Source organism: Nocardia sp. NPDC002869, assembly GCF_046764065.1.
GTDB lineage: Bacteria > Actinomycetota > Actinomycetes > Mycobacteriales > Mycobacteriaceae > Nocardia > Nocardia rhamnosiphila.
Map to the genome: position 1 here is coordinate 1 of NZ_JBKOOL010000220.1, position 8,110 is coordinate 8,110.

5 protein-coding genes are annotated in these 8,110 nt (G+C 70.2%); 1 reads left to right on the plus strand and 4 read right to left on the minus strand.

Going from position 1 to position 8,110, the window contains the following annotated elements:
• Nucleotides 1-76 precede the first annotated feature (76 nt).
• Complete coding sequence (locus tag ACLML9_RS26425; protein WP_411948054.1) at nt 77-2,179, minus strand: threonine/serine exporter ThrE family protein; 2,103 nt, start codon at nt 2,177-2,179, stop codon at nt 77-79.
• A gap of 282 nt (nt 2,180-2,461) precedes the next feature.
• On the opposite strand from ACLML9_RS26425, the gene ACLML9_RS26430 reads away from it, so the two are divergent.
• Nucleotides 2,462-4,393 (plus strand): acyl-CoA dehydrogenase, encoded by a 1,932-nt coding sequence (locus tag ACLML9_RS26430; RefSeq protein ID WP_411948055.1) that lies wholly within the window; start codon nt 2,462-2,464, stop codon nt 4,391-4,393.
• Here ACLML9_RS26430 and ACLML9_RS26435 read toward each other — a convergent pair.
• The 3 genes from ACLML9_RS26435 to ACLML9_RS26445 all read right to left on the minus strand — a co-directional run bounded on the left by ACLML9_RS26435 (nt 4,390) and on the right by ACLML9_RS26445 (nt 8,054).
• Nucleotides 4,390-5,202 (minus strand): phosphatase PAP2 family protein, encoded by an 813-nt coding sequence (locus ACLML9_RS26435; RefSeq protein ID WP_411948056.1) that lies wholly within the window; start codon nt 5,200-5,202, stop codon nt 4,390-4,392. The genes ACLML9_RS26430 and ACLML9_RS26435 overlap by 4 nt on opposite strands.
• Before the next feature lie 470 nt (nt 5,203-5,672).
• The gene (locus ACLML9_RS26440; RefSeq protein WP_411948057.1) at nt 5,673-6,563 is read right to left on the minus strand and encodes an NERD domain-containing protein; all 891 of its coding nucleotides are present in this window, start codon (nt 6,561-6,563) and stop codon (nt 5,673-5,675) included.
• Nucleotides 6,564-6,650: 87 nt separating this feature from the next.
• Nucleotides 6,651-8,054 (minus strand): DUF2252 domain-containing protein, encoded by a 1,404-nt coding sequence (locus tag ACLML9_RS26445; RefSeq protein WP_411948058.1) that lies wholly within the window; start codon nt 8,052-8,054, stop codon nt 6,651-6,653.
• Between the last annotated feature and the right edge of the window lie 56 nt (nt 8,055-8,110).

An 8,110-nucleotide genomic window follows, 5' to 3' on the forward strand; every position in this document is an offset into this window, starting at 1 on the left:
GTGCCGGGCACACCGCGCGACCGGGCGGTCGACACCCCGACGATACCGGCTCCGGCGCCCGGTCAGGGTTTCTCCGTCAGCGGCCGTCGGGGCACAGCGCGGCGGGGAGCGGTTCGGTCGGCGCGAGCCGCGCGTCCGCCGCGCCGACACCCATAGGTTCGCCCACGCCCACCGCTTCCGCGAGACCAGCGGGTTCGGCGGGCACGAGGATCGGCATCGCTTCGGTGGGCAGGATGTCCTCGGTGACACCCAGTGGTCCGCCCGGCAGACCCACCAGGTCCGCCGGCAGTGCCGGCATTTCCAGCATCTCGGTGGGTAATGCCGACGGTGCCACATCGGTCCATACCGGCGGCGGGCCCACCGGCGCCGGATCCAGGTCGCGCGTCCACGTCCCACGATCGAACTCCGGTACCGGCGCCGTCCCGCGCCCGGTCGGTTCGGGCACCTGCGGGGCGGGGGTCCGGGGCGCCGGCGCCGCGGCGGGTGTGGGCCGCTGCGGCGCCGCGAGTTTCGGCACCTGCGGCAGCTGCCCCGCCGCGGGGAAACCGGGAGGCAGAGCCACCGAGGTTTCCGGGTGCGTCGAGTGCTGCACGGGAACGCGGAGGGGGTGGCGGCCCGGCGGCGTCGCCCGCCGCTTGCCCAGGTTCACTGTCGGGCGCCGTTTGCCCAGGTTCACGGTGGGCCGCTTCCTGCGCTTGACCACCGGGCGGCGCAGGTTGCCGAACTTGCGCAGGATCGGCGGGCGGCGCACCGTCCGGTCGAACCATTCACCGAGCGTCACGCCGCCGGCCAGGGCGCAGCCGATACCGAACGCGGCCAGCAGCTGGTTGGCGCCGCGCGCCAGTTCGTCGTTGAGCAGGCCGTACAGCCCCCGGTAGATGCTCAGGCCGGGCAGTAGCGGGGTGATCCCCGCGAGCGCCACGACCAGCGGCGGAGTCAGCGCGCGCCGGGCGAACAGACCACCGACGAGGCCGATCACGATGGCGGCCGCACCCGCGGCGACGACCGGACCGAATCCGGCGGTGATCACCATCAGATAGCAGATGGTGCCCATGGCCCCGCTGCCCGCGGCCGCGGCCAGCGCCCGCCGCTCCGCATAGCAGGCCAGCGCGAACGCCAGCGCCGCGACGGCACCGGCCACGACCTGGACCGGCAGATTCGACAGCCCGTGCCCCGGGCTCATGTCCAAAGGAACCGTGGCGTCGAACATCTCGCCGATGCGCAGGGTCAGCGCGATACCGGCGATGATGCCGCCGGTCATCATCAGCAGTTCGAGCATGCGCGCGGCCGCCGTGATCGGCGCACCGGTGATCGCGTCCTGCACCGAACCCACCAGGCTCAAACCACTGAGCAATACCGTGATCCCGGCCGCGATGATCAGCGTGGGACTCACCGAGATACCCAGTGGCCCGGCGAAGGCGGCCAGGACGACCGCGGGGACGGCTGCGATCGCGCCGCCCACCAGATGCTGGAAGAAGAACGGCAGGCCGCGCCGGTTGAGCGCCCGGTTGGTCCGGTCGATCAACGCCGTGGTGACGAAGCTGAGCGCCGCCACCAGGAACCCGCCGCCGAGCAGCAGCGAAATCGCGGCCGCCATGAGCGACCAGCCGAAGGTGGCCGTCCACCGCTTGTACGGATGGGGCGCGGAGGTGATGGCATCCAGGGCCTGGCGCGCTTGGTCGGGCGGCACGACATCGCGGCGGATGCGGCGGGTGAGCCGGTCCACCGCGGCGAGCCGGGTGAAGTCCAGCGAGCGGTACTGTACGACCCGCATCGAACTCGCCGACGGCAGCCGCGCGCCGCGGTGCGCGTAGATGCGGATGGCGTTGTAGGTGACCTCGACATCGCAGGCCGACAGCCCGTACGTGGCGGCAATGAACCGCACCGTGGTTTCGGTATCGGTGACAGCCGAACCCGAAGCCAGCACGACCTCACCCATACGCACCGCGAGATCGAGTACCTCGGCGACCGCGGCGTCATCGGAGAGATCGATGGGCTGCAGCGGTGCCGGGGCGGACACGATCGTGTCGGCGGTGGCGGGACGATCGGCGACCAGCTTGCTGATGGCGCCGGTGAGGACGGGCAGGCGCAGGGGATTTCGCCTGTCGGCGTAACCGGACGGGTCCGGGGAGATCGGTGGTTGGGAAGTCGCTCCTTCCAGAATTCCTTGCGCAGCCATAGCCGCGAAGGTAGTGGCCGGAGGGGCCTCTTTTCCACCACAAACGGGGTCTGGAAATTGTGACGTTTGTTACGGACCGGTTTATTTGACATGCCGATTGGAGAAAACGTCCCGATCATCCCGCTGACCTGGGCCGTCTCCACAGACGCCATACCCGGTTGCGGGGGCGTTACACAGTACGTGTTCTGCGTTACACCGCCGCGTGTGCGTACCTCCGCCTTCGCTCCGGCCATGCGCGGTTTGTGACGGGCCCCGCCGGCCGGGCCCGCTAGGGTCGGAAGTATGAGCACCGGCAGCACTTCGACAGCACACCGTTTACGTGCGGCACTGGACGGGCCGTGGGGCGAGGTCCGCGAACAGGCCCGCACTCAGCTCGCGGGCCCGGAGTACACCGGCGATCCCGACCTGGATCTGCCCGAGGCGCGGGCCCGGGTGCTGGAGCAGATGCGGTCGCTGGCGAAACTCGATTACGCCGAACGGGGTTTCCGGCGGGAGAACGGCGGCACCGGGGAACCCGGCGCGGCCGTCGTCGGCCTCGAGATGCTGGCCTACGCCGATCTGTCGCTGTGGGTGAAGTCCGGTGTGCAGTGGGGGCTGTTCGGGGGCGCGGTGGAGAACCTGGGCACCGAACGGCACCGCGAGCACATCCGGCGGCTGATCTCGCTGGATCTGCTCGGCTGTTTCGCGATGACCGAGTCCGGCCACGGGAGCGATGTCGCGAATCTGGAGACCACCGCGACCTACGACCCGGCCACCGAGGAATTCGTGATCCACACGCCGACCCCCTCGGCGCGGAAGGACTACATCGGCGGCGCCGCACAACACGCGCGGATGGCCGCCGTTTTCGCGCAGCTGCGGACCCCGGCGGGCGAGCACGGGGTGCATTGTCTGCTGGTCCCGATCCGGGACGAGCAGGGCAATGATCTACCCGGTGTCACTACCTCCGACTGCGGGCGCAAGGGTGGGCTGCCCGGTGTGGACAACGGCCGCATCGTCTTCGACCAGGTGCGGATTCCGCGAGAGAACCTGCTCAACCGTTACGCCGATGTGGAACCGGACGGTACCTACCGCTCCGAGATCGACAACCCCAGCCGGCGCTTCTTCACCACCCTCGGCACCCTGGTCCGTGGGCGGGTCAGCGTCGGGGGCGCCGCGGCGGCCGGCGCCCGGGTCGCGCTGAGTATCGCGCTGCGGTACGCGCTGAAGCGCCGCCAGTTCGGCGATCCGGACAACGGCAACGAGACCTTGCTGCTGGACTACCGGATGCATCAGCGCCGGCTGCTGCCGCTGCTCGCGCATTCCTACGCGCTGGCGTTCGCGCAGAATGATCTCGTCCGCCGGATGCACCTGGTACAGACCGGTCAGGATCTGGCACCCGGGGCGCAGCGGGCGCTGGAGAAGCGGGCCGCCGGCCTGAAGGTGGCGCAGACCCGTCACGCCACCCGCGCCATCCAGGAATGCCGCGAGGCGTGCGGCGGCGCCGGCTACCTGACGGAGAACCGGCTGGTGACCCTGAAGGCGGACACTGATGTGTTCACCACCTTCGAGGGTGACAATGTGGTGCTCACTCAGCTGGTCGCCAAGGAGATCCTGACCTCCTACGCCGACGAGATCCGCGATCTGGACGCGCTGGGCTGGGTTCGGTTCGCCGCGACCATGGCCGGCGATGTGGTGCGGAAACGGTCCGGGGTGCGCCAGCTCATCCAGACCCTGCGCGACCGCGGCGGCGAGACGGTCGACGAGGGCGATCTGGGGCGCCGCGATACGCAACTGGCGTTGTTCGCCGACCGCGAGGACTATCTGACCCGCACGGCCGCGCACCGGTTGCGGGCCCGCGCCGAGGAGACCGAGCCGTTCGAGGCGTTCAACAACGCCCAGGACCATATTCTCGCCGCGGGCGCCGCCCATATCGACCGGCTGATCCTGGAGGCCTTCATCGAGGGCATCGCCGATATCGAGGAGGAGGAGCCCCGCCGGCTGGCCGAAACCGTCTGCGATCTGTACGTGTACTCGATCCTCGAGGAGAACTCGGCCTGGTACATCATGCACCGGTTCATCTCGGTGGAACGGGCCAAGGCGATCCGGCGCGGGGTGAACGAACTCGTCGACCGACTCCGCCCGGACGCCCTCACGCTCGTCGAGGCGCTGGGTGTGCCGGAGTCCATGCTCGGCGCCGCGATGCTGGACGACGCGAGCGTGTACGAGCGGCACTAGTCGGTACGCGGGGCCCGGGCCGGTCTAACCGGAATGGTCCCCGCGAGGCGGGCGAGGTACACCGCCACCCAGTAGAGGCCGATGGCCAGCGCGATACCGGCCGCGGCGCCGCCGAGGACATCGGTGGCGAGATGATAGTCCAGCGCGACCATCCCGATGCCCGCCCCGCACCAGGCGATGGCCGTGAGCGCGACGATCACCGCACGGGCGCGCACCGAGCGCAGCAGCAGGACCAGTGTGGTCACCACTGCCACCAGGTGCACGGTATGGCCACTGGGGTAGGCGAGATAGTCGTGCAAGGGGCGCGACCACGTTGGTTTCAACGCCCAGGCGTTGATCGCGACAGCGGTCTCCGGCACCAGCACCATGGTCGTGGTCTCCCACCATTTGCGCTGCCAGGCGAACCAGGCGGCACCACCGCACAGGATGGCCAGGACCACCCCGGTATTGGTCGCGAGGGTGAGTACCTCGGCGATCCAGGGCCGCGGATCCAATCGTGGATCGACCTGCTCGTTCACCGCGAGATCGAAGGTGGTCTCGCCGCCGCCCGGCGGGAACGACCACGGGAGGGCCACCGCGACGGTCGCGCCGGCGGCCGCGGTCGCCGCGGTGGTGAGCGGGTTCGCGGTGCTGCCGGGCTCGCGGACCCGCCGGGGTTCGGCGGTGCCTGCCGCTTCGGCGGTGCCGGTGTGGTTCGGGTGCGCGTCGGCCGCGTCCGGTGTTCCCGGACGGTCTTCGCCCATCCGCTGGATACGGCCGGTGGGCCGGTTCGCGCCGAACGGATCCGGCGCCCCGGATGCTGTGCTCACGGTCCGACCCTAGTGGGCGCAGCCGGTCGAAGCCCATCCGCGATTCGCACGCGGCCGCAGCGGCCGCGGAGGTACGCAGGATGTGCATGGCCGGAGCGAGCGCCCGGGGCACGCAGGACGCGCATGGCCGGAGCCGGGACGGGGCTGCGCGGGGTGCGCAGGGTCGGAGGGTGGTTCTGCGCGGGAGGTGCCACAGGCGGCGACCAGCTCGAGCGTTCCAGAGCGGCACAAAGGTGTCTCTTCCCCAGCGGTCTCCGTGCAAGACAGACGGCCAGGTAGGCAACCGGGCCCGGACAGCGCGGTGTCCGAGCGTCCGACAGGCAATGCGAACGGGGCGTCCAGCACCGGTCGGTTCAGTCGCGGGAATGGCCCGGCAGGAGTTGCGCCGCGAGTGATCATGACCGACTACGCGGGCACCAGGTCGGCCCTAGCTGTAGTTCCCCGGGGCGCCGCAGTCCGGCCCGCGATGCTCACCCGGGGCCGTAGGTGAGGAAGGCGGTGATCAGGAACCACAGCATCCAGGCGATTGCGACGAACATCCCGAGTGCGAAGCCCGCGCGCATGGCGGCGCGGCCGAAGTCGATATCACCGACCTCGCGCGGGTACAGCCGCCAGGGGCTGTACCAGGGGGAGCGGAACCGTCGCATCCCGGCGGCGCGTTCGTACTCGGCGAGATCCTCGGCGTACTGTTCGGCCTCGGCCTGGGCCGGGCCGCCGTGCCACAGGGTGACATCGATGGGGCCGAGGAATCCCTCTTCGAGCAGGCGCTGCGGCGCCGGCAGGTACGGCAGCATCCCCATCCCGCGGAACGACACCGCCACATCGTTGGCGGTCCAGCGGTGCGATTCGCGTTGGGCGAGCACGCCGAAGTACTCCCGCAGCCCGTGCCCGTCGTCACCGAGGATCACATCGAAACTCGGGTCCTGCACCTTCTGCTCGATCTGCACGGGCGCGTTCTGCAGGGGCACGACCAGCGCGACACCGTGCACCGCGCGCTGTCCCAGCCCACGGGCGGCCAGCCACGTCTGCAGGGCGAAGGTGTGTTCGCGGGAACGGTCCAGCGGTGAACGGTTGTCGCTGGTCTCGAGCTCGGCGCGCACCCCGTTGAGGGTCCAGTCGCCGGTCAGCGGGACCTGCAGGGTGCCGCCGTGCGGCGAACGCAGTCCCGCGACGTCGATGACCACACAACTGGTGGGCGTCCACACCACGGCGTCGAAATGGTAGGCCTCGCCCTGATGGACGAGGCCGCAGTTCACCGTCGCGACTCCCTGCGGGCTCCCCGCGCCGTCCCAGCCGCTGAGCCAATCGACCAGGGCACGTTCGGCAACGCTGTCGGTGCTGTTCTGTACCTGCACGAGCATGGTGACCGCCCTTCGCGTCCGAGCCGAGGCAATGGTGTCCGAGCCGAGGCTGTGGCGGCGCCGGCTGTGCGGCGCACCCCTTCGAAACTACCGGTCCGGCTCCTGCGCGGGAAGTTTACCGGCGCGAACCGCGGCGACGAGTTCGCCGTGATCGGCCTCGGCGCGGTCGGCGTAACGCACCGCGAACTCGGCGATCGCGGTGTCGAAATCCTCGTCGTCGCCCAGATAACCGCTGATCAAACGTGGATCCAGCGAGCGGGCGTGGGCACGGGCGAGCAGCGCTCCGGCCAGCCGGCCGTAGTCGTCGAGGTCGTGCGGTTCGAGTTCCTCCGGGGCGATCCCGCCCTTGAGATTGCGGAACTGACGGACGATGAACGGCAGCTCGCGGGTCCCGTCGGCGGTGGGTACGGACATGGTGGTCCAGCCGAGCAGAATATCTGTCTCGGTCTGGACCAGCCTGGCGCCCTGCACGATTCGCTTACCCTCGTGTCTCGGCGCGGCGCTGCCGAGTACGGGCGCCAGCGCCGAGGGCGCCGCCTGTTTGAGTTGCAGGACCAGTACCTCGCCCGAATTGCCGTGCAGCAGTGCGACATAGCTGTGCAGACCGACGCTCCCCGTACCGACGATGCGGAACGCGATATCGGCCACCGCGAACCGGCTCAGCAACTCCTGCCGTGATTCCCGCAGCGACGGACCGTAGCGTTCGAGGGCATCGATGGCCGCGTCCTCGACCTCCTGGCCGACGGTCGTGAGGAGCGGCGGGTCGGCGACGAAACGGTGCCTGTCGATACCGGTTTCGTGGTCGTCGATATGGGTCCACTTCCGCACGACCTTGTCGCTGTTGTTCTTCCGGGCCTTCTTGGCGGCCTTCTTGAAGTTGTCCAGCAGATCCTCGGCCTCGACGCGGTCGAGGACGGATTCGTCGGCGAGCGCGGACCAGGTGGTCAGGAAGGGCCGTTCGGCGAGGACGGCCGCGACGCGCCGGTAGCTGCGCGCGGCGTCCGCGGCGGCGGTCCGGCATTCCTCCTCGCTCGCGCCGCCGACCCGTCCCGCCAGGACCAGGCCGGCCGCGAGCCGCTCCAGGTCCCATTCCCATGGGCCCGGCACGGTGTCGTCGAAATCATTGATATCCATGACGATCTCGCCGCGGGAGGTGCCGTAGAGGCCGAAGTTGCCGGCGTGGGCGTCCCCGCAGAGCTGGGCAGTGAAGCCGGTATCGGGGCTGCCCGCCAGATCGGCGGCCATCAGCCCGGCGGAGCCCCGGTAGAACGCGAACGGCGAGGCGATCATCCGGCCGATACGCAGCGGGATCAGCTCCTCGATCCGACCGGCGTTGCTCGCCTCGACGAATTCCACCACCGACGGTCGTCCGCCGGTGCCCACGGCGCGGTTCCGGACCATGGGCGGCACGCGGTCGCGGACGGCCCGGCCGCGGGCGAGTACGTCCTCGGCGGGGGTGTAGGAGCGCAGCGGGATACGACCGGTGGACACGCGGTAACGGTACCGATCCGGCGGTACGTCCCGGCCCCGGGTGCGCGCGGGCCCGG

Coding starts and splice junctions, on each gene's coding strand:
- ACLML9_RS26440 (WP_411948057.1), bottom strand. CDS start 6,563: ATGCTCGTGCAGGTACAGAACAGCACCGACAGCGTTGCCGAACGTGCC.
- ACLML9_RS26425 (WP_411948054.1), bottom strand. CDS start 2,179: ATGGCTGCGCAAGGAATTCTGGAAGGAGCGACTTCCCAACCACCGATC.
- ACLML9_RS26430 (WP_411948055.1), top strand. CDS start 2,462: ATGAGCACCGGCAGCACTTCGACAGCACACCGTTTACGTGCGGCACTG.